The 26,924-nt window shown below is 50.3% G+C and carries 22 protein-coding genes; 13 read left to right on the top strand and 9 right to left on the bottom strand.

Annotated features, from left to right (window positions below; genetic code table 11):
- Positions 1-23: 23 nt before the first annotated feature.
- From hemH to hrcA, 3 genes are all read right to left on the bottom strand, one after another.
- Positions 24-1,130: a ferrochelatase gene (gene hemH / locus METH5_RS0100850; RefSeq protein ID WP_029146712.1), complete on the bottom strand. Its 1,107-nt coding sequence runs from the start codon at positions 1,128-1,130 to the stop codon at positions 24-26.
- Between the two features lie 95 nt (positions 1,131-1,225).
- Positions 1,226-1,459 carry a glycine zipper 2TM domain-containing protein gene (locus METH5_RS0100845; protein ID WP_036307447.1) on the bottom strand — a complete coding sequence of 78 codons (234 nt, stop codon included), beginning with the start codon at positions 1,457-1,459 and terminating at the stop codon, positions 1,226-1,228.
- A 118-nt stretch (positions 1,460-1,577) separates the two neighbouring features.
- Complete coding sequence (hrcA, locus tag METH5_RS0100840) at positions 1,578-2,594, bottom strand: heat-inducible transcriptional repressor HrcA (protein ID WP_029146710.1); 1,017 nt, start codon at positions 2,592-2,594, stop codon at positions 1,578-1,580.
- 103 nt (positions 2,595-2,697) lie between these two features.
- Between hrcA and METH5_RS0100835 the strand changes: the two genes are divergently transcribed.
- Both METH5_RS0100835 and recN read left to right on the top strand, forming a co-directional pair.
- On the top strand, positions 2,698-3,567 hold the full coding sequence (locus tag METH5_RS0100835; RefSeq protein WP_081726676.1) for an NAD(+) kinase: 870 nt from the start codon (positions 2,698-2,700) through the stop codon (positions 3,565-3,567).
- A 21-nt stretch (positions 3,568-3,588) separates the two neighbouring features.
- Positions 3,589-5,250 (top strand): DNA repair protein RecN, encoded by a 1,662-nt coding sequence (gene recN, locus METH5_RS0100830; protein WP_029146708.1) that lies wholly within the window; start codon positions 3,589-3,591, stop codon positions 5,248-5,250.
- 497 nt (positions 5,251-5,747) lie between these two features.
- Here recN and METH5_RS0100820 read toward each other — a convergent pair whose 3' ends face one another.
- A complete protein-coding gene (locus tag METH5_RS0100820; RefSeq protein WP_036307444.1) occupies positions 5,748-6,269 on the bottom strand; it encodes a DNA-deoxyinosine glycosylase in 522 nt (173 codons plus the stop codon).
- 68 nt (positions 6,270-6,337) lie between these two features.
- Complete coding sequence (gene fur / locus METH5_RS0100815; RefSeq protein WP_029146705.1) at positions 6,338-6,757, bottom strand: ferric iron uptake transcriptional regulator; 420 nt, start codon at positions 6,755-6,757, stop codon at positions 6,338-6,340.
- Positions 6,758-6,887: 130 nt separating this feature from the next.
- On the opposite strand from fur, the gene bamE reads away from it, so the two are divergent.
- From bamE to METH5_RS0100785, 6 genes are all read left to right on the top strand, one after another.
- A complete protein-coding gene (bamE, locus tag METH5_RS0100810; RefSeq protein ID WP_232410884.1) occupies positions 6,888-9,113 on the top strand; it encodes an outer membrane protein assembly factor BamE in 2,226 nt (741 codons plus the stop codon).
- Positions 9,114-9,146: 33 nt separating this feature from the next.
- Positions 9,147-9,953, top strand: coding sequence for a 4-hydroxy-tetrahydrodipicolinate reductase (gene dapB / locus METH5_RS0100805; RefSeq protein ID WP_029146703.1), 807 nt, complete (start codon positions 9,147-9,149; stop codon positions 9,951-9,953).
- Between the two features lie 232 nt (positions 9,954-10,185).
- Positions 10,186-11,343 carry a glutamine-hydrolyzing carbamoyl-phosphate synthase small subunit gene (gene carA / locus METH5_RS0100800; protein WP_029146702.1) on the top strand — a complete coding sequence of 386 codons (1,158 nt, stop codon included), beginning with the start codon at positions 10,186-10,188 and terminating at the stop codon, positions 11,341-11,343.
- Entirely contained in the window at positions 11,343-14,558 is a 3,216-nt protein-coding gene (gene carB / locus METH5_RS0100795; protein WP_029146701.1) for a carbamoyl-phosphate synthase large subunit, read from the top strand. Before carA ends, carB begins: the two co-directional genes overlap by 1 nt.
- 107 nt (positions 14,559-14,665) lie before the next feature.
- Positions 14,666-15,148, top strand: a complete 483-nt coding sequence (gene greA / locus METH5_RS0100790) for a transcription elongation factor GreA (protein WP_029146700.1) — start codon at positions 14,666-14,668, stop codon at positions 15,146-15,148.
- Between the two features lie 28 nt (positions 15,149-15,176).
- Positions 15,177-15,632, top strand: coding sequence for a DUF4149 domain-containing protein (locus METH5_RS0100785; protein WP_029146699.1), 456 nt, complete (start codon positions 15,177-15,179; stop codon positions 15,630-15,632).
- A 79-nt stretch (positions 15,633-15,711) separates the two neighbouring features.
- Here the strand turns inward: METH5_RS0100785 and yhbY are convergent, their stop codons facing one another.
- Entirely contained in the window at positions 15,712-16,020 is a 309-nt protein-coding gene (gene yhbY / locus METH5_RS0100780; protein ID WP_029146698.1) for a ribosome assembly RNA-binding protein YhbY, read from the bottom strand.
- A 55-nt stretch (positions 16,021-16,075) separates the two neighbouring features.
- Between yhbY and rlmE the strand changes: the two genes are divergently transcribed.
- The 5 genes from rlmE (at position 16,076) to METH5_RS0100755 (ending at position 21,583) form a co-directional block, all read left to right on the top strand.
- Positions 16,076-16,696, top strand: coding sequence for a 23S rRNA (uridine(2552)-2'-O)-methyltransferase RlmE (gene rlmE / locus METH5_RS0100775; protein ID WP_029146697.1), 621 nt, complete (start codon positions 16,076-16,078; stop codon positions 16,694-16,696).
- Between the two features lie 149 nt (positions 16,697-16,845).
- A complete protein-coding gene (ftsH, locus tag METH5_RS0100770; RefSeq protein ID WP_029146696.1) occupies positions 16,846-18,756 on the top strand; it encodes an ATP-dependent zinc metalloprotease FtsH in 1,911 nt (636 codons plus the stop codon).
- 93 nt (positions 18,757-18,849) lie between these two features.
- Positions 18,850-19,674 (top strand): dihydropteroate synthase, encoded by an 825-nt coding sequence (gene folP / locus METH5_RS0100765; protein WP_029146695.1) that lies wholly within the window; start codon positions 18,850-18,852, stop codon positions 19,672-19,674.
- Between the two features lie 39 nt (positions 19,675-19,713).
- Positions 19,714-21,066 carry a phosphoglucosamine mutase gene (gene glmM, locus METH5_RS0100760; protein WP_029146694.1) on the top strand — a complete coding sequence of 451 codons (1,353 nt, stop codon included), beginning with the start codon at positions 19,714-19,716 and terminating at the stop codon, positions 21,064-21,066.
- Between the two features lie 19 nt (positions 21,067-21,085).
- The gene (locus METH5_RS0100755; RefSeq protein ID WP_029146693.1) at positions 21,086-21,583 is read left to right on the top strand and encodes a hypothetical protein; all 498 of its coding nucleotides are present in this window, start codon (positions 21,086-21,088) and stop codon (positions 21,581-21,583) included.
- A 29-nt stretch (positions 21,584-21,612) separates the two neighbouring features.
- Here the strand turns inward: METH5_RS0100755 and METH5_RS0100750 are convergent, their stop codons facing one another.
- Genes METH5_RS0100750 through METH5_RS0100740 form a run of 3 tightly spaced genes read right to left on the bottom strand, consistent with a single transcriptional unit; the run spans position 21,613 to position 26,669 of the window.
- Positions 21,613-22,488: a mechanosensitive ion channel family protein gene (locus METH5_RS0100750; protein ID WP_029146692.1), complete on the bottom strand. Its 876-nt coding sequence runs from the start codon at positions 22,486-22,488 to the stop codon at positions 21,613-21,615.
- A gap of 26 nt (positions 22,489-22,514) precedes the next feature.
- The gene (locus tag METH5_RS0100745) at positions 22,515-24,464 is read right to left on the bottom strand and encodes an alpha-amylase family protein (protein WP_029146691.1); all 1,950 of its coding nucleotides are present in this window, start codon (positions 24,462-24,464) and stop codon (positions 22,515-22,517) included.
- Positions 24,465-24,467: 3 nt separating this feature from the next.
- Positions 24,468-26,669: an HAD-IIB family hydrolase gene (locus METH5_RS0100740; protein ID WP_029146690.1), complete on the bottom strand. Its 2,202-nt coding sequence runs from the start codon at positions 26,667-26,669 to the stop codon at positions 24,468-24,470.
- Between the last annotated feature and the right edge of the window lie 255 nt (positions 26,670-26,924).

The raw sequence follows: 26,924 nt of genomic DNA, 5'->3' as shown, positions 1-26,924 counted from the left end.
TTTTTCTGCGATGAACATTAAAGCTATATTTTAGCTCCCATAGCTAAAGCATTTTGATTGGATACCTGAGCTTCAAATTCGGATCCCGCTTGATCAAAATCATCACTCACCCACCCCTGCAAATGTTCCAGCGCAATATCGCGCATGGCCTCAATCCAAACCGCTTCGCTATTAAGCGCCGGAATATAGTGATAATCGCCACCGCCCACAGATTGGAATAAATGTTTGCCTTCCATGGCGATTTCTTCCAGGGTTTCCAGGCAGTCGCTGCTAAAGCCTGGGCAGATAACGTCTATGCGTTTGAGTTGTTGTTTACCTAAAACATCTAGCATGTTGGCTAAGTAGGGTTGTAGCCATTCCTGGCGGCCGAAGCGGGATTGGAAGGCGACCTGATATTGGTCTTTGTTTAAGCCTAAAACCTCTGCCAGCAAACGCGCGGTTTTGTGGCATTCGCAATGGTAAGGGTCGCCTTTAAGCAGGTGAAATTTGGGCACGCCGTGAAAACTCATGACCAGTTTTTCTGGCTGGCCGTGTTGTTGCCAGTAGGTTTTGATATGGCTGGCCAGTGCTTGAATATATAGCGGATGATCGTGGTAGTGCTTGATGGTGCGAATCGCAGGCACATTGCGCATTTTAAGCAGTACGCGCCAGACAGCATCTAGTGCGGCGGCGGTACTGCTGGCGGCATATTGTGGGTAGAGCGGGAACACCAGAATGCGGTCGCAGCCTTGCGCTTTGAGGGATTCAATCGCGCTTTGCATACTGGGGTTGCCGTAAGTCATGCCGAGTTCAGCCGCAAACGGCGAGTTGATTTTGCTGGAAAGTTGGGTTTGGAATAAGGTTTTTTGTTGCTGGGCGTAAACCATCAGCGGCGAGCCGTCTTTGCGCCAGATGCTGGCGTATTTTTCGGCAGATTTTTTCGGGCGGATCACCAGAATGATGCAGTAGAGAATCCAGCACCAGATCAAACGGGGGATCTCGACCACGCGCCTGTCCATTAAAAACTGCTTTAAATAGGGCCGCAAGGCCTTGGCGGTGGGTGCGTCTGGTGTGCCCAGGTTAGCTAACAGAATCCCCACTTTTGGTTGGCTGCCGTGGGTGTAGGCAGGCTCTGGCTGGTAATAGGTCATATGGGCATTTTAAGCGATTAAATGCCCATATGACGTTTGCCTGATAAAAAAGTGCGACAGCTGCCGAGGGTTAGCCAGCGGCTGCAATAAGCATATTATTTTTTGTTGATCTGGTTACCAATCACGCCACCGATGGCTGCACCGCCAACGGTACCAATGGCGCTACCGCCCGTTAACACGGCACCACCGACTGCACCAATACCAGCGCCTAAGGCAGTGCTTTTGCCACGTGTACTCATGGAGCCACAGGCAGTAGTACTCAGGCACAACACTAACAGCACAGACCAGATAAATGATTTATGCAAAGATTTTTGATTAACGCTGTTCATATTGATCTCTCCACATTGAATAAATAGTAAGTTCAGTATAAGAACTTGCTTGCTTGTGTTGTAGCAGGTTAAAGCTGATAGTGCTGTCAGAGCCTTCTGACAAATGTAAAGAGGCGGGCTACTGGTTAGACAATGCGTTCGACAGCAGTTTGGCGGTCACGTCCACAATCGGGATAATGCGTTCGTAAGCCATGCGCGTTGGGCCAATCACGCCCAATGTGCCGACCACCTGGCCGTCAACCTCATAGGGTGAGGTGACCAGGCTGCATTCGTCCAGCGGCAGGTAGCCGCTTTCGCCGCCAATAAAAATCTGTATGCCATCCGCACGCTGGCTGTGATCCAGTAGCTGCATTAGGGCCGTGCGGCGCTCAAAAATCTCAAACAATTTGCGCAAGCTGCCCACATTGGTCGATAACTCATCGACTTGCAGCAGGTTGCGTTCACCAGCAATCACCACGGTTTCCTGCTCGGATGATTCTGGCTGGCTGGCAGCTTCGAGTGCGGCAGACATCAGGCGGTTAATATCTACCTGCATCTGCTGTAGTTCTTGTTTGAGCTTGGCTTGCACTTCTTCTAGCGATAAGCCCCGGCAATGGCTGTTAAAGTAATTGCTGGCAGCGGTGAGTTCGCTGGCACTAAAGGCTTTGTCAGTGAGCAAAATACGGTTTTGCACCTGGCCATCTTCGGTGACTAAAATGACTAAAATTTTCTTGTCATTTAAATGCAAAAATTCCAGATGCTTTAATACATTGCGGGTACGTTTGGGGATCATCACCAAGCCTGCAAATTGTGTCAGTTGCGACAGCATGTCGGCCGCGCTGTTAATCAATGCTTGCGGGTTAGGTGAAGTCAGGCCGGTTTTAAGTTGCGCCACGGCGCGCTGGTCTAGTGGCTGTACGGTCATGAGCGAGTCTACAAACAGGCGATAGCCTTTTTTGGTCGGCACGCGGCCAGAAGAGGTATGCGGGCTGGTAATAAAGCCTAATTGCTCAAGGTCGCTCATCACATTGCGGATCGTTGCCGGACTGACGTCCAGGCCCGAATGCTGGAGCAATGTACGTGAGCCTATGGGTTGACCTTCGCTGATGTAATGTTCCACCAGTGTTTTAAGTAAAATTTGCGCGCGTTTGTCCACTTTTAACCACCTTGTTGCCGTGTATCAAATTTTGCACCATTTACGCTCAGGATAACAGCCCCTTGCGCTTTTCAGTTGTGGGCTTCTATGCTTTAATGCGGCCATGCAATCTACATTCCGTTCAGTCGCCATTGTTGGAAAATACATGGACGCCATCGCCTTGCAGCACATGCAAAGTGATTTGACCCGTTTGGCACATCATCTGTTGTCTCTGGGCTTGCACGTGTGTGTTGAAGAGCGAACAGCGCAATTTGTAGATGATGAAGGCTTTGAACTGGCCAGCCTGGACGATATTGGTAGCAAGGCTGATCTGGTGATTGTGATGGGGGGCGACGGCACCATGCTCAGTGTGGGCCGAGCCTTACGCGATACCGGTGTGCCGCTGGTTGGCATTAATCGCGGCCGTTTGGGTTTTTTGACTGACTTGCAAACGGATGAGATGCTGGTTGAGATTGATAAGATTCTGCAAGGTGAGTGCCAGCTAGAGTCACGCATGTTGCTGCAATCCGTGGTGACCCGCGCCGGGCAAGCGATTGAACAGACCGTTGCTTTAAATGATGTGGTGATTAAAAGTGCCTTTCGCCTGATTGAGCTAGAGGTGCATGTGGATGGGCAGTTTGTCTCGCGCCAGCGCTCTGATGGCCTGATTTTAACCACACCAACTGGCACTACCGCCTATGGCTTATCTGCCGGTGGCCCAATTATGCACCCGGATCTTGAGGCGATTTCTATCGTGCCGATTAGTCCGCACACATTAAGTTACAGGCCGATTACCGTGCCTGCTTGCAGTGTGATCGAGGTGATCATCGTGAGCGCTGCCGATGCCCAAATCAGTTACGATGGGCAAGGGCAATATCCGCTGGCTGTGGGTGACCATGTGCGCATTGAGCGTGCGCCACAGCAAATCCAACTGGTGCATCCCAAAGATTATTGTTATTTTGATATGCTACGTAACAAATTAAACTGGGGCTAACCAAGCCCGCGCTGATAACCCATGCTACAAGCCCTTTCTATCCGAGACTTTGTCATTGTTGATACGCTGGAACTCGAGTTCTCAGCGGGATACACCGCACTCACTGGCGAAACCGGCGCCGGCAAATCCATCTTGATTGATGCTTTGTCGTTAAGCTTAGGTGCACGTAATGAGGGCGACGTGACGCGCGCTGGCTGTGAAAAGGCCGAGATTTCCACCAGTTTTGATATTACAAAAAATCTAGCGGCGCGCGAGTGGTTGCAGGCACAAGAAATGGATGTCGATGATGCCTTGATTTTACGTCGGGTGATTTATGCCGATGGCCGTAGTCGCGCATTTATCAATGGTGCCTCAGCCACTGTCGGCCAATTACGCGAGATCGGCGATACCCTGATTGATATTTATAGCCAGAATGCACACCATTCTTTGCTTAAAATCGCCACTCAGCGCGAGATTCTGGATGCTTATGCGCAAGCCGCGCCATTGGCAAAGCAAGTGGGCAAGCTTTACAAAGACTGGTCGCAATTGCATCAGCAGCAATTGGCCTACGAAAAAAATGCCAGCCAGTTTGCTGACGAATTAGCCGTGCTGCGTGATAGCACGCGTGAGTTAAAGCAATTGGGGTTTGTGGCTGACGAGTGGGCAGCCTTGCAGCAGGAGCATGCACGCTTGAGCAATGGCGCCAGTTTGCTCAGTGGCATGGAAGCCAGTTTGCAGATGATGAGTGAAGGCGATGAGGTGAATGCGCTGGATCTGTTGTCGCAAGCACAAGCCAAATTGGCCGAGTTGCAGGTGATTGATGCAGGTTTACAGCCCATGCTCGAAACCCTGGACTCTGCCGTGGTGCAACTGGAAGAAGCCAGCCGTGCGCTCAATCGTTATTTGCAAAAGAGTGAACTGGACCCCGCGCGGTTGGCAGAAGTTGAAGCGCGCATACAGGCGATTCATGGTATTGCCCGCAAGTTTAGGCTCAAACCTGACGAGTTGCCTGCCTTATTGGCGCAGCAACTCAGCCGTATGGCGGAGCTAGAAGCGTTTGCCGATGATGGTGCATTGGCCAAACAGGTACAGGCCGCCTGGCAAAATTACCATGCGCAGGCCACACAGCTTTCTGCTGCGAGGCAGCAGGCTGCTCGTAAACTGGCCCAAACCATTACTGAGCAAATGCAGGCTTTGTCATTAAAAGGTGGCCAGTTTGCGGTGGCATTAACGCCTGGCGAGGCTGCAGCACATGGCCTCGAGCAGGTCGAGTTTCTGGTGGCTGGCCATGCAGGGGTTGAACCCAGACCACTCAATAAAGTCGCTTCTGGTGGCGAGTTGTCGCGTATCAGCCTGGCATTGCAAGTGACGACGGCGTCATTAGGCACCGTGCCATGCATGATTTTTGATGAGGTCGATGTGGGGATCGGTGGTGGCGTGGCCGAAGTGGTTGGCAAATTACTGAGCCAGTTGGGGCAGCATCGACAAGTACTGGTGATTACCCATTTGGCACAAGTGGCCGCACAGGCGCGACAACATTGGCAAGTCAGCAAGTCTGAGCAACGCGGCACAACCCTGAGCCGTATTCATACGCTGAGTGAAGGCGAGCGGGTAGAAGAAGTTGCCCGTATGTTGGGCGGCTTGCAAATCACCGAGGCAACCCGCAATCACGCGCGCGAAATGCTGCAGGCGAATCACTCCTGAGTGGTCAACCCATGGCCGCCGTCTGTGCGGCCAAGTCGTTTGCAGATGCTTTGCCTGGTAATTAAAGCGCCAGGCAGTTTATTTCTGTCTAGTCTGTAAATTCTATTTTCTCCATTTGTTTTTTTGCGTTGATTGCAGCTAATAATCGTGCTTTAATCTGCTTGCCTGTTGTTATTTTATGTTAATTTATATTTTCATCGGGTATGGTCGCATTAGCTGTATAGCTACATTAAACACTTAGGAGAGTCGCATGAAGCATAGGATAGGAGTAATAGCTTGGGCCTGGGTCATTATCATCGGTGCTTTGATGATCACCCCAAATGGTGTGCACTGTATCGCTTGTGGCGAGACAGGTAATTTGTTTATGGGTGTGACTTCGATTGTGCTGGGGGCTGTATCTATCTTCGTGAATAAGTTTTCTGTCAGATAGATTTGGGTGAGAGCGAGTTGCAAAAAAAAGGCCTGAAATATCAGGCCTTTTTTGTTGCGATAAATGATTATTTTGTGTGCTGCTTTAGCACTGCCCACTGCAGCAGTTTTTGGTCAAACGAAAGTCTAGCGTTGGCTGGGCTGGTTGAAGGTAGCGTCACTGCAGGCACTGCGTGTGTTAGCTGAATATGCTTTTTGAATAGCTGTGCCGCCGCTTGGCCATTAAAGGCAATCAAGGCGATGTGTGGGCAAGTATCCAATAAATGATTGATATCATTGGCAATAATGCTGTGCCCTTGAATGCTGCTGTCGAGGCTGCCTATGCGTTGTGCGGCATGGCAAACATCCCAAATCGCGAGTCTATGCTCAAGCGCAGATTGGCAGCGCGCAGCATAAGGCGCATGGGCCGGAATATTGAACAGTTGTTGCATAATCCGCCAGAAGGCGTTTTGCGGGTGTGCGTAGTATTGTTGCTGTTTAATTGAGGCGACCCCGGGCAATGTGCCCAGAATCAGAATGCGTGCGTCAGGATGAGCGACAGGCGCAAATCCGGCGGCGTAATGTTCGGGTGTGGGGATGAGGACGGGCAAGCAGGGGTGTATGGGTCAATGTTCGCCAAGGAACTGCGAAAATGAACAATGACCCATGATAAAAATGCTTATTCAGTGCAAGGTTGTTTTTTACACAAACCATAAATGGTCAGTGAGTGGTCTTGCATGGTGAAGCCATATTTTTCTGCTGCTGTTTTTTGTCTTTTTTCAATTTCTTCGTCATAAAACTCTTCGACGCGGCCACATTTGACGCAAACAATATGGTCATGATGACTGCCTTCGTTCATTTCAAATACGGCTTTGCCGCTTTCAAAGTGATGGCGGACCAACAAACCGGCTTGTTCAAACTGAGTCAGTACACGATACACCGTGGCCAGGCCAACATCTTCGCCATTGGTGATCATGATTTTATAAATATCTTCAGCAGACAGGTGGCGCTGCTCGCTATTTTCGAACAGTTCCAGAATTTTCAGACGCGGTAGCGTTGCTTTAAGGCCTGCATTTTTAAGTTCTTTAGGATCATGCATAGGTTTTGTCCATTGGGGTTGTCTGTCGTTAAGTTTTGTCACTGGTTAAGTCGCCAGCCATACTGGATTGGCGAAACTACGTGGTATATTAATGATTATTCTCAATAATACCGATTATAAAGTGAATCCAATGCGTAATTCTATCTTATTTGTGTTGGCTGTCGCATCTCTGGAGAGTGGGTGCGGTGCCAAACTTCCTTCAGTCAAGCCATTCAAGATGGAAGTGCAGCAAGGTAATGTTGTGACTTCCAAAATGTTGTTGCAACTGCGTCCTGGCATGACACGCACCCAGGTGCGTTACATTATGGGGACCCCGCTGATTGTAGATAGTTTCCGTGATAATCGCTGGGATTATTTTTACGAACTGCGCAAACAGGGTGCGGTGGTTGAAAAACGCAGAGTGATCCTCGACTTTGACAAAGATAGCCTGGTGTCTGTGCGTGGTGACGTGATTCCATCAGCAGAAAATCCTGATATTAAAACCATAGCAGAAGCGCCACAGAAAAAAGCTGAGGCAGAAAAAGACCAAGCCTGGACAGATAAACTCAAGTTTTGGAAAGCTGAAGACGGCGCGGCCGCAGCGGCTAGTACCGCTGCTGTGGCGACGGCTGCGGAGCCAGACACTAAGTCAGCGACAGTACAGCCTGCCGAAACTGCAAAAAATGCTGGTAATGCCAGTGCTGCGACAAGTAGTGCGGCGGCAGATGAAGTGGTGCCTTATATTCCTGAAGGTGAATATGCGGCCTCTCAAGAGATGGCCAAAGGGAGTGTTGACGCAACTGCAACCAAACCAAATGCCGTAAATGAAGAGGAAATGGCCGCGCAAATTGCAGATAGTGTGGAGCCGCCGCCCGTGTTTAAACAGGAAGCTGTGGCAGCCCCTGCTGTGATGGCTGAGCCTGAACCAGTATTGCCTCCAGCTGTTAAAGCTGCGCCTGCGGCCAGTAAGAGTGTTGTTGCGCCAGTGGTTGCTGCGGCAACGGTGGTCGCAACGGTCGTCAAACCAGCCGCGTCCAAAAAAACAGTGGCTCCTGTAGCCAAGCCAGCACCCCAGCCAGTGACAGCCGCCAAGGCCGCAGTGGTTTCGGCCGTTGACGATGATGAGGTGATCCCTTATATCCCCGAAGGGGAATATGTGGCGCCAGTCGTGCCTAGTGAGCAAGAGATGGTTAAAGGCAATATGGCAGAAGTGAATGCGCCTGTTACAGATGCTGAAGCACATCAAGTGACTGAGAAGGGCGTTGCACCTAAGGCTGATCAAGCTGCTGAGCCAGCACCTACGTTTGTGGCTGAGCAACTGCCAGAGCCTGAACCTGAGCCGGAATTACCACCGCCGCCTGTCGCCAAGTCTATCGTGAAGGGGGTGGTTCCTGTTGCTCCGCCTGCCGCCACGGTGGCGACTAAAGAACTGCAACCCGCGGCCAAAGCCGTTGACTCTGCCCCAGTTGTAGCACAAGAAGTACCCGCCGGTGATGGCGAAATCAATCAAGCGGTGGCTGCCTGGGCGCAAGCCTGGCGTAGCAAGGATGTTAAAGGCTACCTGGCTGCGTACGCGCCTGACTTTGTGCCAGAAGGTTTGCCATCCAAAAAGGCCTGGGAAGCACAGCGTAAGCAGCGTTTGTCGTCTGGCCAGGGCGCAATTACTTTGGTATTGAATAATATTCAAATTCAGCGTGAAGGTGCAGCGGCGATTGCCACTGTGCATTTTGAGCAGAAATATGCGGCTAAATCTTATAAGGATGAGCTGACGAAAACGTTGGAAATGCGTTATGAGTCATCACTGAAGCGTTGGTTGATTACGCGTGAACGTGTCGCGCCTGTGGCAGGAGCTGCTGCTGTGGCTGATCTGCCGAAAGTGAGTGCTGCTGAGCAGGTGATTACACCAGAAGCATCGGTTGCGCCGACTGCGGCGGCTGCCGATACCGGCGTTGAGTCAGCGGTTCAGGCTTGGGCGCAAGCCTGGCGTAGCAAGAATACGAGTGCCTACTTTGCAGCGTATTCACCGGCTTTCGTGCCTGAAGGGTTACCTAGCCGTGCCGCCTGGGAAGCGCAACGTAAAAAGCGTCTGTCTCCGCAGCAAGGTAAAATCAGCCTGGATATCAGCAACCTCAATGTCTCTCGAACAGGGGAGTTAGCGGTTGCGACATTCACGCAAACATACGCAGCAAAATCCTACCGTGACGAGATGTCTAAGCGTTTGGAGTTGCAACTGGATACAAGTACCCAGCGTTGGTTGATTGTGCGTGAAACTGCTACTTCTGCTGCCGAAGCGGCATCGGGCAGCAGCCAGCAGGTGACTGCGCCTGAAGGTAGTGCTGAGCATCTGGACGGCGTACTGGAACAAATCGGATTTTAATCCCATAGTTATTAAAAAGTGATTGAGCGAGTTATGTTGAAAGTTGTAATTGCTGGTGTGTCTGGCCGTATGGGACATGCGTTACTGGATGGTGTTTTTTCTGATACTGGCCTGCAACTGCATGCTGCGCTGGATCGTGCTGGGAGCCCGATGCTGGGTCGGGATGCTGGTGAACAGTTTGGTAAGCAAACTGGAGTGAACATTAGTGCAGATGTGGCTGCGGCGTTGCAAGGCGCAGATGTGCTGGTCGATTTTACCCGCCCAGAAGCCAGCATGCAGTATTTGCAAGCCTGCCAGCAAGCAAACGTTAAGCTGGTGATTGGCACCACAGGGTTTAATGAGGCTGAAAAAGAACAGATTGCTGCCGCTGCCAAAAATATTGGGGTGGTATTTGCACCGAATATGAGCGTCGGTGTGACTTTGCTGATTAATCTGGTTGAGCAGGCTGCGCGCGTGCTCAACGAGGGCTACGATATTGAAGTGGTCGAGATGCATCACCGCCATAAAGTAGATGCGCCGTCAGGCACTGCGTTGCGATTAGGCGAAGCTGCCGCTAAGGGCATAGATAAAGCTTTAAAAGACTGTGCCGTGTATGCGCGAGAGGGCGTGACTGGCGAGCGCGAGACTGGCACGATTGGCTTTGCAACCATGCGTGGTGGGGATGTGGTGGGAGACCATACTGTGGTACTGGCAGGCGTGGGTGAGCGTGTGGAGCTAACCCACAAGGCCTCTAGCCGTGCCACCTTTGCGCAAGGCGCATTGCGTGCGGCCAAGTTTTTGGCCGATAAGCCACAAGGCTTGTTTGATATGCGTGATGTATTGGGGTTTGATAAAACCTGATGTCACTATAGTGTTTAACGCTTGGATTAGTTAAGGGGCAAAACGAATGTTGCCTGTCAGTTGCCCTTGAGTGAGTAGTCGATTTGCGCTATAATGCTTTAATTCTGAACGGGAAGAGTCCAACAAGCTTTTCCCGTTTTGCACATCTATTCACCGCAGCTTGAACCCCGTTTCTGGCGATGCGATGAACCCTCTAAACGATGTGTTTCGTATCAAACTTAAGGAGCTAAAGGTGTCAAAAACAATTCCAGCGATTTTAGTGTTAGCAGATGGAACTGTTTTTAAGGGCATTAGCATTGGCGCTTCCGGTCATACGGTCGGTGAAGTGGTGTTCAATACATCTATCACCGGATATCAGGAAATTCTCACTGATCCATCCTACACCGAACAAATTGTGACACTGACTTATCCGCACATTGGTAACTACGGTACCAATAGTGAAGATGTCGAGTCAGGCAAAGTCTATGCTGCGGGTCTGATTATTCGTGACTTGCCCTTATTGGAAAGCAATTTCCGCAGTGAACAAAATCTCTCCGATTATCTCAACGCCAACAATGTGGTGGCGATTGCCGATATCGATACTCGCAAACTGACCCGCATTCTGCGCGAAAAAGGTGCGCAGGCTGGCTGTATCATGGCTGGCGAATCTGTCGATGAAGCGCAAGCCCTGGCTCTGGCGAATGGTTTCCCAGGCCTGGCAGGGATGGACTTGGCCAAAGTGGTCAGCTGTACTCAGCCTTATGAGTTTACAGAAGCCGAGTGGCAATTGGGTTCAGGTTTCAGCAAAGCGGCTGAATCTAAGTTCCATGTCGTCGCGTTTGACTACGGTGTCAAACGTAACATTTTGCGCATGCTGGTTTCGCGTGGCTGTAAAGTCACCGTATTGCCAGCACAGGCGACGGCTGAACAAGCACTGGCCTACCAGCCTGACGGTATCTTCCTGTCTAACGGCCCTGGTGACCCTGAGCCATGCGATTACGCGATTACTGCGATTAAAACGCTGGTTGATACTGGTATCCCGACGTTTGGTATCTGCCTGGGCCACCAGTTGCTGGCTCTCGCGAGCGGTGCCAAAACATTGAAAATGAAGTTTGGTCACCACGGGGCTAATCATCCGGTACAAGACGTTGAAAGCAAGCGCGTGTATATCACCAGCCAGAACCATGGCTTCGCGGCGGATCCAACGAGTTTGCCAGCCAATGTCAAAGTGACACATGTCTCACTGTTCGATGGTAGCCTGCAAGGCATTACACGTACTGATAAGCCAGCCTTCAGCTTTCAGGGCCACCCTGAAGCGAGCCCTGGTCCGCAAGAAATGAGCGTGTTGTTTGACCGCTTTATCCAGTTAATGCAAGAAAGCAAATCATCGCAAGAAAGAAAGTCCAGCTAATGGCAAAAAGAACTGACATTAAAAGTATTCTGATTATCGGTGCCGGTCCCATTGTCATTGGGCAGGCCTGTGAGTTCGACTATTCGGGTGCGCAAGCCTGTAAGGCGCTGCGTGAAGAAGGGTATCGCGTCATTCTGGTGAACTCCAACCCGGCCACCATCATGACCGACCCGGAAATGGCGGACGCGACCTACATCGAGCCCATTACCTGGCAAATTGTCGAGAAAATCATTGAAAAAGAGCGTCCTGATGCTCTGTTGCCGACCATGGGCGGCCAGACTGCACTGAACTGTGCGCTGGACCTTGACAAACATGGCGTCTTGCAGAAATTCAATGTCGAGCTGATTGGCGCTTCTAAAGAGGCCATTGATAAAGCCGAAGATCGCCAGAAATTTAAAGAAGCCATGACCAAAATCGGTCTGGGTTCGGCACGTTCTGCCATTGCGCATAGCCTGGAAGAAGCCCTGCAAGTGCAGGCAACGATTGGTTATCCGGCCATTATCCGTCCTTCATTCACCATGGGCGGCAGCGGCGGCGGCATTGCGTATAACCGCGAAGAGTTTATCGCCATTTGCGAGCGTGGCCTGGATGCTTCACCAACCAATGAGCTGCTGATTGAAGAGTCACTGCTGGGTTGGAAAGAGTACGAGATGGAAGTGGTGCGCGACAAGGCGGACAACTGCATCATTATTTGTTCGATTGAAAACCTGGACCCGATGGGCGTGCATACTGGCGACAGTATCACCGTCGCGCCAGCGCAAACCCTGAGTGACAAAGAATACCAGATCATGCGTAACGCCTCGTTGGCCGTGCTGCGTGAAATCGGTGTGGATACTGGTGGTTCTAACGTGCAATTCGCCATCAACCCTGATGATGGTCGCATGATCGTGATTGAGATGAACCCGCGTGTATCACGTTCTTCTGCGCTGGCGTCTAAAGCAACGGGTTTCCCGATTGCTAAAGTCGCTGCCAAATTGGCGGTGGGCTTTACCCTAGACGAATTGCGTAACGAAATCACCGGTGGTCAAACGCCGGCATCGTTTGAGCCTTCGATTGACTATGTCGTCACCAAAGTGCCACGGTTTGCATTTGAAAAATTCCCGCAGGCTGATAGCCGTTTAACCACGCAGATGAAGTCTGTGGGTGAAGTGATGGCCATGGGCCGCAGTTTCCAGGAGTCTTTTCACAAAGCCTTGCGTGGCCTTGAAGTTGGCGTCGACGGTTTGGACTCTATAACCGATGACAAAGACCGTATTGTTAAAGAAATGGGCGAGCCGGGACCTGAGCGTATCTGGTATGTGGCTGATGCCTTCCGTCTGGGTATGCGTGTCGATGAAATTTTTGACATCACTAAGATTGACCGCTGGTTTCTGGTGCAGATCGAAGAAATCATCAAACTGGAGCAGTCTTTGTCAGTGAAGTCACTGGCAGACTTAAACAAAGACACTTTGTTTAGTCTTAAGCGCAAAGGGTTCTCTGACCGTCGTTTGGCCAAGTTGCTGAATACTGACCAACATGCGGTGCGTGCTTTCCGCCAAGCTTTAAATGTGCGCCCTGTTTATAAGCGCGTTGATACTTGCGCGGCTGAATTCGCCACCAACACGGCTTATATGTACTCTACTTATGAAGAAGAGTGTGAGTCAAAACCAACCACCAATAAGAAAATTATGGTGCTCGGTGGCGGCCCTAACCGCATTGGCCAGGGCATTGAGTTTGACTATTGCTGCGTACATGCAGCCTTCGCCATGCGCGAAGATGGTTATGAAACCATCATGGTGAACTGTAACCCTGAGACCGTTTCTACCGACTACGATACTTCTGACCGTTTGTACTTTGAGCCGGTGACTTTGGAAGATGTCCTGGAAATCGTTAATATCGAAAAACCAGTCGGTGTGATTGTGCAATATGGCGGTCAAACACCATTAAAATTAGCGCGTGACCTGGAAAAAGCCGGTGTGCCTATCATTGGTACCACGCCAGATGCGATTGATCGCGCTGAAGACCGTGAGCGCTTTCAGCAAATGCTGCATACCCTCAATTTGAAGCAGCCACCAAACCGCACTGCACGTGCACCAGAGGAGGCGATTCGCCTGGCAACTGAGATTGGTTATCCACTGGTGGTGCGTCCTTCTTATGTGTTGGGCGGCCGTGCGATGGAAATCGTGCATGAACAAAGTCAGCTCGAGCGCTACATGCGTGAAGCGGTGAAAGTGTCTAATGAATCTCCAGTGCTGCTGGATAGATTCTTGAATGATGCGATTGAAGTCGACGTCGATGCATTGAGCGATGGTGAAGATGTTTTGATCGGCGGCATTATGGAGCACGTTGAGCAAGCAGGTGTGCACTCTGGTGACTCTGCCTGTTCATTGCCACCTTACAGCCTGAGCGATAGCCTGCAAGACGAGTTGCGCAAGCAAACCGTGCAAATGGCCAAAGCGTTAGGTGTAAAAGGCCTGATGAACGTGCAGTTTGCGGTGCAGAATACCGAGCAGGGCGAAGTGGTTTATGTGTTGGAAGTAAACCCGCGTGCCTCACGTACCGTGCCGTTTGTGTCTAAAGCGTGTGGTTTGCAGTTAGCGAAAATCGCCGCCCGTTGTATGGCGGGCCAGAGCCTGAAATCGCAAGGGGTGACCAAAGAAGTGGTGCCGCCTTATTATTCAGTCAAAGAAGCCGTGTTCCCATTCATCAAGTTCCCAGGCGTAGATACCATTCTGGGGCCTGAAATGAAATCAACCGGTGAAGTGATGGGCGTAGGCACTACCTTTGCCGAAGCATTTGTGAAATCGCAGTTGGGTGCTTCAGTCAAAATGCCAACTGGCGGCAGGGCTTTTATCAGTGTGCGTAATGAAGATCATGCCAAAGTGATTGATATTGCCAAAGATCTGGTCAAGCTCGGCTTCAGCCTGGTAGCGACTAAAGGCACTGCACGCGCATTGTCAGAACAAGGTCTGGACGTTTCACCAGTCAATAAAGTGGCCGAAGGCAGGCCGCATATTGTCGACATGATCAAAAACGATGAGATCAGCTTGATTGTTAACGTGACTGAAGACAAAAAAGCCATTACCGACTCGTATGAAATTCGTCGTAGTGCGTTGCAAAACAAGGTCACCTATTACACGACCCTGGCTGGTGCACGTGCAGCCTGTATCGGTATGGCTCAAAGCAAGGACATGAATGTCTACTCGGTGCAAGACTTGCACAAACGCCTTGCTTAACTTACACTAAGAGTCATTGCACTAGACTTAATTGATAGTTGAAATAAGCCACGCTCATTTGGGTGTGGTTTATTTTTTTTATACTCATTTTTCTAAGGTATTTCAACATGGCAGTACATCAAATTCCTGTGACCGTGATTGGTGCAGAATTGCTCAAAGAAGAATTACAACGTTTGCGCGCGGTAGATCGCCCTAATATTATCCAGGCGATTGCTGAAGCGCGTGCACAGGGTGACTTGTCTGAAAATGCCGAATACGAGGCTGCCAAAGAGCGTCAAAGCTTTATTGAGGGCCGTATTTCAGAGCTCGAAGCCAAGTTGTCCAACTTGCAGATCATAGATCCAACCATGTTGAACGCAGAAGGCCGTGTTGTGTTTGGTGCGACTGTGCGCTTTGAAGACCTGGATTCTGGCGATGCAAAAACGTATCAAATTGTGGGTGAAGACGAAGCCGACATTAAAAATGGCAAAATCTCTGTCAGCTCACCTATCGCGCGTGGCTTGATTGGCAAATCTGAGGGCGAAGTAGTTGAAATACAATCGCCGGGTGGTGTCAAAGAGTACGAAATTCTTGAAGTGCTCTATATTTAAGAGTGCATGGATTTAGGAGTATATGGCCATGGCCAAGCAAGCAGGACTCACAGGTTTGATTAATCCACTGTTGCTGACCCTTTGGGTGGGTGCATTATGGATGACTGCCATCACGGCCAGTGTCTTGTTTCAAACCATACCGGATCGGCCGTTAGCAGGTCTGGTGGCTGGTAAACTGTTTACAATTGTCAGTTATATCGGCTTGGTGAGCGGTGTCTGGTTGCTGATTCAGCGCTTGGCCAGTGATGGCTTTGCAGCGTTCAAGCAAGGGTTGTTCTGGGTCGTGTTCATGATGTGGGTGCTGGTACTGGTCGGCGAGTTTGGCATCCAGCCCTTGTTGGCACAATTAAAAGCCAGTGCTTTGCCAAATGACGTGATGCAAAGTGTGTTTGCCAGCCGTTTTAAAACCTGGCATGGCGTGGCCAGTATTGCTTATTTAGTTGAGTGTTTGCTGGGCATCTGGCTGGTGATTAAATCTAGCTAACGCCAATAAAAAACGCGCCTTAACTAGCGCGTTTTTTATTGATGACTTGTTGGCTTTGGCAGGTTAAAGCCAGACAACATTAAAGCTTGGGGATGACGATTTTGGCAGAGGCTTTTACGGTCTCGCTGGCACGGTAAAAGACCAGCTGTTTGCCAATGTGATGCACGGCAACGGCATTGGCCTTGTCTGCGATGTCGGTCAGCAGCGATTTGCGTAATTCGCGATCATCCCCGGCGACTTGAATCTTAATGAGCTCATGCGCGTTCAGGCTGACCTCTATTTCTTTTAATACGGCGTCGGTCAGGCCATTGTTGCCTATCATGACAACTGGGCTCAAAGTGTGTGCCAGGCCACGTAAGTAAGCGATTTGTTTGCTGTTTAATTGCATGCAAAATTTTCCTTGAAAACAGACAGCATTTTAGCATGAAGCAGGAATTCCCCCTATGAAACCCACTAAAACCAGCAAAGCCTGGATGCAGGAACACTTGAACGACGAGTTTGTGAAGCGTGCACAAAAGGACGGTTATCGTGCTCGTGCGGCCTACAAACTGCTGGAAATCGACGATAAAGATAAATTGATCAAGCCAGGCATGACTGTGGTTGACTTGGGCTCTACGCCTGGGAGCTGGTCACAGGTGGCTGTGCAGCGCATTAAAGGGCAGGGGCGCGTGATTGCACTGGATATACTGGAAATGCATCCTATCCCTGGTGTTGAGTTTATTTGTGGTGACTTTCGTGAGGAAGTCGTGCTCAAACAGCTTGAAACCAGTTTGAATCATAAATTGGTTGATTTGGTGATTGCTGATATGGCGCCCAATATGAGTGGCCTTAAAGATGTTGATCAGGCAGGGGCCACCTACCTCACCGAGCTAGCGCTGGATTTTTGTCAGCAATGGCTGAAACCGGGGGGTAATTTTGTGGTCAAAGTATTTATCGGCAGCGGTTTTGACGAAATTGTGAAGCAAATGCGTGGCCAATTTGAAAAAGTGGTCACACGTAAACCTAAAGCCTCGCGTGATCGCAGTAGTGAAGTTTATTTGCTGGGCTTGCAGCGTAAAGCTTGAATTGCAGTGCTTTTTGGCGTTTAGTTTTCGTCGCACAAGCAAAAAATTGGGTATACAATGCCAGCAAAGGCTTGAAAAATTTGGTTTTGCCTCCATAGTTCCAGATAGGGACTTCCCTGCCTTTCGATTTTTAAAATGAAGGAACCACCTTGAATAATCTATTGAAAAATATCGCGATTTGGGTAGCGATCGCCCTGTTGCTGATGACGGTATTTAATCAATTTAACGGTCCCGGCAGAAGTAGTGGTCAAGTGGTTTACTCACAATTTATGCAAGAGGTCAGAGATGGCCGCGTTGCTAAAGTGCAAATTGATGGCCGCTCACTGCATGTGACGACCAATGAAGGTAAAAATTACGATACCTTCACGCCTTCTGATCCATGGCTGGTGTCTGACCTGCTGAAAAATAATGTGATTGTCGAAGCCAAGCCAGAAGAGCATGAATCCATGCTTATGAGCATTTTCGTGTCCTGGTTCCCAATGATTTTGCTGATTGGTGTCTGGGTGTTTTTTATGCGTCAGATGCAAGGCGGCGGCAAAGGCGGTGGCCCATTTTCGTTTGGCAAAAGTAAAGCGCGTCAACTCGACGAGTCTAACAACAGCACTACCTTTGCCGATGTCGCTGGTTGTGATGAAGCCAAAGAAGAAGTGGCCGAGCTGGTTGAGTTTTTAAAAGACCCAAGCAAGTTTCAAAAATTGGGTGGCCGTATTCCACGTGGTGTGTTGATGGTCGGCCCACCAGGGACAGGTAAAACTTTGCTGGCACGCGCGATTGCGGGTGAGGCAAAAGTGCCGTTTTTTAGTATCTCAGGGTCTGACTTTGTCGAGATGTTTGTTGGCGTGGGCGCTGCACGTGTGCGTGACATGTTTGAAACTGCCAAGAAAAACTCACCTTGTATCGTGTTTATCGACGAGATTGATGCGGTCGGTCGTCATCGTGGCGCAGGCACTGGCGGTGGTAACGATGAGCGCGAGCAAACGCTGAACCAGATGCTGGTTGAAATGGATGGCTTTGAAGCAAACTCCGGCGTGATTGTGATTGCTGCAACTAACCGTGCAGATGTGCTGGATAAAGCCTTGTTACGTCCTGGCCGTTTTGACCGTCAGGTGATGGTCGGTTTGCCAGATATTAAAGGCCGCGAGCAGATTTTAAATGTGCATATGCGCAAAGTGCCGATTGATCCAGATGTCAGAGCAGATATTCTGGCGCGTGGTACACCAGGCTTTAGTGGAGCTGACCTGGCTAACCTGGTGAACGAAGCAGCTTTGTTTGCAGCACGCCGTAACAAGCGTACTGTTGATATGCAGGACTTTGAAGATGCCAAAGACAAGATTTTCATGGGCCCTGAGCGCAAGTCTATGGTCATGCGTGAAGAAGAGCGCTTGAATACGGCTTATCATGAGTCTGGCCACGCTGTGGTGGCCAAGTTGTTGCCAAAAGCGGATCCGGTGCATAAAGTGACTATCATGCCACGTGGCTGGGCTTTGGGCTTAACCTGGCAGTTGCCTGAGCATGACCGTATCAGCAACTACAAGGACAAAATGCTGGAAGATATTTCGATTCTGTTTGGCGGCCGGATTGCCGAAGAGATTTTCATGCATCAAATGTCAACTGGCGCTTCTAACGACTTTGAACGTGCCACTAAACTGGCGCGTGATATGGTGACTAAGTTTGGTATGTCTGACGCTTTGGGCACCATGGTTTATGCCGGTAGCGAGCAAGATTCCTGGATGGGCAGCATGTCGTCCCGCACCGTGTCTGAAGCTACGCAGCAAAAGGTTGATGCTGAAATCCGCCGTATTCTCGACGAGCAATACGGCATTGCCCGCAAGTTGCTGGAAGACAACCGTGATAAGGTCGAGGCGATGACTAAGGCGTTGATGGAACTTGAAACCATTGATGCTGACCAGATCAATGACATTATGGCTGGTTTACCGGTGCGTGCGCCCAAGCCAAAAAATGGACCAACGATCAGTTCTGGCGGTAGTGGCACTGGCACCATGGTCAATCCGACGCCACAACCGGCGGCAAAGGGCGACGACACTGAAACGAATGCCTAGCATTATTCACCGGGTGTTGTGTCACCGGGGTTTCAGTTAAAATAACAAGGCTGGCATTTGCCAGCCTTTGTTTTTTTGGACATTTAATCACATATGCTGTTTCAGTGCGGACGTTTTAGGCTGGACTTTGAGACCCCTAAAGTCATGGGGATTATCAATGTCACACCAGACTCTTTTTCGGATGGTGGGCAATTTGATCGGCGTGATGCCGCCGTGGCCCACGCACTTGCCTTGATAGAGCAGGGCGCTGATGTACTTGATATTGGCGGCGAGTCGACGCGGCCGAATGCACCGCCGGTGCCGTTAGCCGAAGAATTGCAGCGCGTGATTCCGGTGATTGAAGCATTGGTCGCACGCAATATTGCTGTGCCTATTTCAATTGACACCTATAAACCCGCAGTGATGCGTGCCGCCATTGCTGCGGGCGCCTCTATTGTGAACGATGTACGCGGCTTACAAGAAGAGGGTGCGTTACAAGCCGTTGCCAATAGCGATGTCGGCGTATGCATTATGCATATGCAAGGCACACCGCAAACCATGCAAATTGAGCCACATTATGATGATGTCGTGGCAGAGGTGAAACAGTTTTTACGCGAGCAGCGCGATGCCTGTCTCTCTGCTGGCGTGGCACAAGAGCGTATCATGCTAGACCCAGGCTTTGGTTTTGGTAAAACCCGTGCCCATAATATTGCGTTGGCCAAAGCCTTGCCTGCGCTGCTGGATTTAAATTGCCCGCTATTGGTCGGTTTGTCACGCAAGTCGGTATTGGGGCAAATGACGGGCAATGATGTCGATGCTCGCTTGTATGCCAGTGTGGCTGCGGCCGTGATCAGTGCCATGCAAGGTGCGCATTTACTGCGTGTGCATGACGTAAAAGCCACAGTCGAAGCACTCAAAGTGGTTAGCGCGTTGAAGTAAGCAAACAAACAAAAACAAGCAAGAGAAGGATTAAGAGCGATGAGTAAACAGTATTTTGGCACCGATGGTATTCGTGGCCGTGTTGGTGAGTCGGTGATTACGCCTGAGTTTGTCATGAAACTAGGCTATGCGGCCGGGCGCGTATTGGCCAGCCATGAGCACTTGCCTGCCGGTAAGCGTCCAACTGTGCTTATCGGTAAAGATACCCGTATTTCAGGCTATATGCTGGAAGCCTCGTTAGAAGCGGGTTTATCTGCTGCTGGCGTGGATGTTTTGCTCACCGGCCCCATGCCGACACCGGCGGTTGCTTATTTGACACGTGCCTTACGCGCGCAGGCTGGTATTGTGATTTCTGCGTCACATAACCCGTATTACGATAACGGCATCAAGTTTTTCTCTGCGCAAGGCACCAAGTTGCCAGATGATATTGAGCATGCAATTGAAGCAGAGCTTGCCAAACCTATGCAGGTCATGGAGTCGGCACAATTGGGTAAAGCCAAACGGGTGGATGATGCCGCTGGCCGCTATGTGGAGTTCTGTAAGAGTGCTTTTCCTAATCACCTTGACTTGCGCGGCCTGAAAATTGTGCTCGATTGCGCGCATGGTGCGACTTACCACGTGGCACCCCCCGTGTTTCATGAGTTGGGCGCAGAAGTCATTGCCATCGGTAATCAACCAGACGGCCTTAATATTAATGAAGGCATGGGTTCTACGCATCCGCAGGCACTGCAAAAGGCTGTGCTTGAGCACCAGGCCGATCTCGGCATCGCCTTTGACGGCGATGGCGATCGCGTGATGATGGTCGATGGTGCGGGTAACCTGCTCGATGGTGACCAGTTGCTATATATCATCGCCATGGGGCTCTATGCCAAAGGCAAACTCAAAGGCGGTGTGGCTGGCACGCTCATGACTAATCTGGCACTGGAGCATGCGTTGCAAAAGCATCAGATTCCGTTTGGCCGCGCCAAAGTGGGTGACCGTTATGTGCTGGAGTTATTACAGGACAAAAACTGGAAGCTGGGCGGAGAGAATTCCGGCCATATTCTCACGCTGGATAAACACACCAGTGGTGATGCCATTATTGCGGCATTGCAAGTACTGCAATCACTGCGCGAAAGTGGTAAAACGTTACAGCAACTGGGCGCAGATTTAACCTTGTATCCGCAAGTGCTGATTAACGTGACCACTAAACAAAAGCTGGATTTGAACCAGACTGCCGTTCAGGCTGCGGTCACGCAGGCAGAAGCTGCGCTTAACGGCGAGGGCCGTGTGTTATTACGCGCATCTGGCACCGAGCCTAAAATTCGTGTGATGGTAGAAGGCTTGAATCCAACCTTGGTACAAGCCCAGGCCGAGCAGATTGCCGCGGTGATTCGTCAGTTAGCCGCTTAAGTTTTTTAAGGAGCATTGCATGGACACCTTTAGCCACGCGTTGTGGGGTTACGGCCTGTTTGGCTTTCGCAAGCATGCTCAACCCACATACCCCAAATTTGCTGCGCTCATGGGGGCCATGCCCGACCTGATTTCTTTTGGTGCCTTGCTGTTACTGCGGCTGATAGAAGGCAATTACAGCTTTGGCAAGCCAGCGCTGGCCACATTACCTGCCTGGATTTACCCGGCCTACACCGTTGGCCACAGTTTTGTGATTGCCTTTGCTGTGATCGGTTTAATTGCCATTTGGCGTAGAGATATCGCCTTTGCCATGCTGGCGTGGCCATTTCATATCACGCTAGACTTTCCATTTCATAGTCTGCAGTACTTTGCTACACCGATGTTCTGGCCGATTTCAGATTTTAAAATTGATGGTATTCCCTGGTCTCATTGGTATATCTGGTGGCCGAATGTGGCCGGGATCATTATTTTGTTGGTTTACCGTTACAGGCAAAAAAGGCAGGGTCGGCGGTCATAAAAAAAGCGGGCATTACGCCCGCTTTTTTATTAAGCAGCCAGCGGTTCGGCTGTTGGGCCTTGGTAAACGGTGAGGTGCGGGAACGGAATTTCAATCTGCTGCGCATCGAATGCGTTTTTAATTCGCTTTAAATATTCCCGCTTGATGGTCCATTGCTCCAAGGGCCGCACTTTCATGCGGCAGCGAATAATCACCGCAGACTCTGCCAGGTTATCAACGCCGGCAATATCCAGTTTATCCAGCACTTTGTCTCGCAAGTGCGCATCTTGCAAAATACTGGCGCCCACCTCGTGCATGATCTGCATCACCCTGGCGATATTTTCGTCATAGCCAACGCGGATATCCATCACGGCATAGGCAAAATCGCGTGAGCGATTGGTCACGGTGGTGATCTGGCCGTTAGGCACATAATGCACATTGCCTTCATAGTCGCGCATCTTGATATAGCGCAGGGTGATTTCTTCCACCAGGCCTGATTTATTGGCAATCTCCACTACGTCGTCTTTGCGAATCTGGTTTTCGAGCAGCAAGAAAAACCCGTTAAAGTAATCTTTAACCAGGCTTTGTGCACCAAACCCCACCGCCAGGCCGACCACGCCTGCCGCAGCAAGCACAGGCGCGATGGAGATGCCTAACTCATGCAGTATTTCTACGATGGTAATGGCCAGAATCACCGTGGTGACAATGTAACGCAGCACCATACTCAGGGTATTCAGGCGCTTAATTTCTTCAATATTGTCTGCGCTTCTTGCGTTCAATTGATCCCTGAGTTTTACAATCAGTTTTTTGCTCAGGCGATTTAAAACGTACGCGACCCCAATAATTAAAAAAATACGCAGCAGCGTTTTGACCAGTGCCAGCATTTCTGCCGGATTTTCGATACCTAAATAAGTCAGCCAAGCCATTGTGTTTCATCGTCCTTTCAAGTGATTTAAGTGGATAACCAGTAAGCGGTGAGGGGAGGAATCTCTATGCCGCCTTGATCAGTAGCCAGCGTTTTTCCGCTGTATAACTCAGTTAATGCCGGTGTTTTAAACAAACCTTTTTGCCTGAACGGCTGCAACGGCGCACGTTGCGGTGTGGTGTCAAAATTAGCAATCACCACGACTTTGGAGTGCATGCCAGTTTGCACATAGCGGTGAAAAGCAAACAAGTGCGGATTATCGAGTGAGACCAGTTCACGGTTATTTAAATCGGCAAAAGCAGCAATTTCTTTGCGGATGGCGATCAGTTGTTTGATCTGGCTAAACAGGCGTTGTTGCACTGTCCCCGCTTCGTTTCTGCGCGCAACGACCGTCCAGTCTAGCGTTGGCCGGTGCACCCAGCGGTTATCATGCATTTTGTTCTCATCTTGCAAGTAACTGTCATTATTTAAGGTGCCAACTGCGTCGCCATAGTACAGCAACGGAATGCCACCAAATGACATGATGAGATTATGCAATAGCACAATGGTCAGGATCGCCTGCTCTATTGCCGGCTGGTCCTGGTTGGCCATGGCGGTTTCCAGCCCTGCCAGTGAGGCGAGTGCCCCCGAGATTCTCGCATCACCGGTTCTTTTATTCACCCCAAATGCAAAGCCTCTGGCGTTCGATTCCGGATAGTGACCCGTGTAGTAATCGACTAAAAATCGACGGTGTGACACGGGCTCAAACCCGGCGGCAATAATGGCCTGGTCGCTAAAGCCGAGGCCAATGTCATCATGGCAGCGCACATAGTTTAACCAGGTGGCGCGGTCCAGTTTTTCTGGCAGGTCTTCCACGCCTTTGGTCAGCAGCACGGTTTGCTTGGTGGCCACGGCATCCCATAGCAAGGCCATAAACGTGGCGTTATAAGCAATTTCGCACTCTTTGGCGTTAATCGCATCTTCGCCAAAATATTTGATGATTTCAATCGGTGCCACAATCGCTTCGGCAATAAAAATCACGCCGGGGGCGGTGACCTGGCAACAGTCTTTGAGTAATTGCAAAATCAGGTGCGCTTCGCGTTCATTTTGGCAACTACTGCCTATTTTCTTCCACAAAAAAGCCACGGCATCCAGCCGTAAAATATCCACGCCTTTATTGGCCCAGAATAAAATGATGTCCACCATTTCAATCAATACTGCCGGGTTGCTGTAGTTGAGGTCCCATTGATATTGGTTGAACACCGTCATCACCCATTTGCCGGTCTCGGCGTTGAGCGTAAAGCTGCCAGGCGCATGTTCGGGAAACACCTCAGGCATGGCCGCTTCAAACAGGTCGGGTACGGTGCGGTCAGGATACATATAGTAGTAATCCTGATATTGCTGATGACCAAGTTTGGCCTGCTTGGCCCAGTCATGTTCGTCTGAGGTATGGTTAACCACCACATCCAGTGTCAGCAGCATGTCAGATTGCTGCATGGCGGTAATCAACTGTTCGAGGTCGGCCATGTTGCCATTGCGCGCATCTATTTTTCTAAAGTCACGCACGGCATAACCGCCGTCATTCTGCCGCTCTGGGCAGTCACAAATGGGCAAAATATGCACCAGGTTGATGCCTAACTCTTGTAGGTAAGGTAGTTTTTCGCGCATATCGGCCAGGTTGTCGGCAAAGCCTTGGCAATACAATGCCATGCCTACCCATTTTTGCTGCATAAACCAGTCATGGTTTTTTTCGCGTTCTAAGTCCTTGGCTTTTAAATGGGTCGCGCGTTGCGCATATTGCTGTGAGAGTACGCTAACCAGTTTGGCCAGTTGCGCTTTAAAGTCATCGCGCTGGCCATATAAGTGCTGAAACAATGAGTGAATGGCATAAAAATTAGCGCCCAGGCGCGTATAAAAATGTTGCCAGTCTTCGCCTTTGGGCTGTTTAAATTGCGTCAATATGTCATTCAGTAAAGAATGCGAGATTTGCTCGTACATAATTCAGGCTCCCTCTGTGACGGCTTGATTGCGTGCCTGGCTTTGCGCGTGTGTGACGCCAAATTTGTAGTGCTGCATGCCTTCTAAAATGCCGTGGGCATAGTTTGATTCGGCAAAATAGATGCGCGGCGCGCCTTTGAGGTGCGACAAGTCTTCGCTATAGTTGCCAACCACCACCGCCATGGTGTCGCCAACTAGCATTTCAACGTCGTTGCCAGAGTCGCCAGAGACCAGAAAACGCGCTAACGGCAGCCCCCATTTATACGACAAATAGCGAATGGCATGCCCTTTAGAGGCGCGTATCGGTAGCAGGTCGAGAAACTCGCCATGCGAGTAGATAATCTGCGCATGCAAGCCCAGCGCATGCAAATGCTGGCTGATGTTGTCTACCGCGGGCATGGTTTGCGCATCTACCAGGTAAGAGATTTTAAATTCGCGCTGATTTTCAGCCGCTTGCAAACGGATGCCAGGTATTTGCTGCATGGCCTTGAGCACATCTTCGCGCCGCCACAAATGGCGGATATGATTGGCCCAGCCAATATCGGGGGTGCGGCGTATGCCGTAGTGAATTTCTGAGCCAACCGAGGTAATCAACACATCAGGCATCGGGATGCGGTTTTTGCGCAGAATGTCGATAGCACTGTCGAGCGGGCGACCGGTGGCGATGCCAAAAATACTATAGCCGACATTGTTGATTAACCATTCCACCAACGCCTCTTGCCCGTCGCGCTGACCGAGCAAGGTATTGTCTATATCGGTGATAAACGCATGTTGCGCCAATGGTATCGGGGATTTTCCGCTATGCAGGGCGATTTGCTGCTTACGCAAATTTTTACGTTGCTTGCGTAATAAAGAACGGACTTCTTTAACGTATTTATTAACATGGCCTGCCCAGGTGTAATGGCGCTTCACATTCAATACGCCACTCTTGGCCCATTTTCGCCAGCGTGGCTTGTCGATGAGTGCGCCCAATAACGCCTCGCCTATGGCCTCGCTATTGAGCGTATCGACCAGCAAGCCGTGGTGGCAGTTAGCCAGAATATCGCGCGGCCCACCGTCGTCAGGCGCAATCACCGGCAAGCCGCAGGCGGCAGCCTCCAGCAAGGTGAGGCCAAACGGTTCGGTAAAGGCCGCATTAATAAACATGCCACGGCTTTTTGCTGCCATGCGGTAAAGTTCGGGTACATCTTCCTGCGCATGGCTTTTAGGAATCGCGACTTTGCCCCATAAGTCGTAGCGATCAATATCCAGCAGCAAGTCATTAAGCACCGTTGCCTGTGACTTTTCCAGGTCGCGGATGTTGTCGCGACTGCCCGCTACCAGCACCAGGTTGGCGCGCCGTTGCAAATCCTGGTTATTGCCATAGGCTGCAATCAGGCCTTTGATATTTTTGCGCACTTCCGGGCGGCAGATACACAAGATCATCGGTTTTTTAGGGTTAACTAAAAATTTGGCTACACTTTGCTCAACGCTCTCAGATAGCGGCCGCCTGCCAGGTGGCGAAAAACGCGAGGTGTCTGTGCCCGGCGGGATCACGCGAAAACGCTTAGGGTCTGGGTGTGCATACATACCATATTGCAACTCAACCTCTTGCCGCGTGCTGGTGACGATCATAGAGGCATGTTGGATGAGCGCCTCTTCTTCGGCAATACGCCGCTCAAAGTTAAACTGCTTTTCAATATTGGCCGCTTTTCGGCCACTGGAAAGCAGCTTTTCTTGTTTGGGTTTACCCAGCGAGTGACCAGTGTGTATTTGCGGAATGCCTAACAACATCGAAAGCTGACGCCCGACATAGCCTGCATCAGCATAATGCGAGTGAATCACATCCGGCAAGCGGCCTTGTTGGCGCAAATAATGCAGGCAACGGTCGACCATTTGGTCTAGGTGCGGCCACAGTGTTTCTTTACGCATATAGCGCTTGGGGCCACAAGGGAAGCGAATAATGCGCGCGTTGTCACTTAATTTTTCTTCTGTTTGCGCATAGTCTGGCGCGACTTGCGGGTCTTCAATCAGGCGAGTCATTAAATCCACTTTGCCCACGTGCGGGTGTTCAGCCAGCGCTTTTGCCAGGTCCAGCACATAGGTGATTTGTCCACCCGTATCCGCATCGACGCCGAGTTCCAGCCCGTCACCACGTATCAAGCCATGGACACTAATCAGCAGCACATACAGTGGCTCTGTTTTTTGTTGATGTTGTACACGCATATATTCCTTACTACTATTGATAAGGGTCTGGAAGGCAATACAGCGCATTGGGTGGCCGATTGCCAAATGCTTACAGGTGGCTAGTGGTGTAAAGAAAATCTGATGTAGATGGTTTTACTTGGTGTTTTTTTATGGTTTTCAGGAGTAAGAGCAGGGTGCCACTAGCCAACATGTATAGATCATCTAATAAACATGACATCTTCGTATGTCGGAAGTTTAGTTTTTTTGTGTAGGAATATGCCTAAAATAAAAAGC

This window comes from Methylophilus sp. 5, assembly GCF_000515275.1.
In the GTDB taxonomy this organism is placed as follows: domain Bacteria; phylum Pseudomonadota; class Gammaproteobacteria; order Burkholderiales; family Methylophilaceae; genus Methylophilus.
This window is presented reverse-complemented; position numbering and strand designations above follow the sequence as displayed.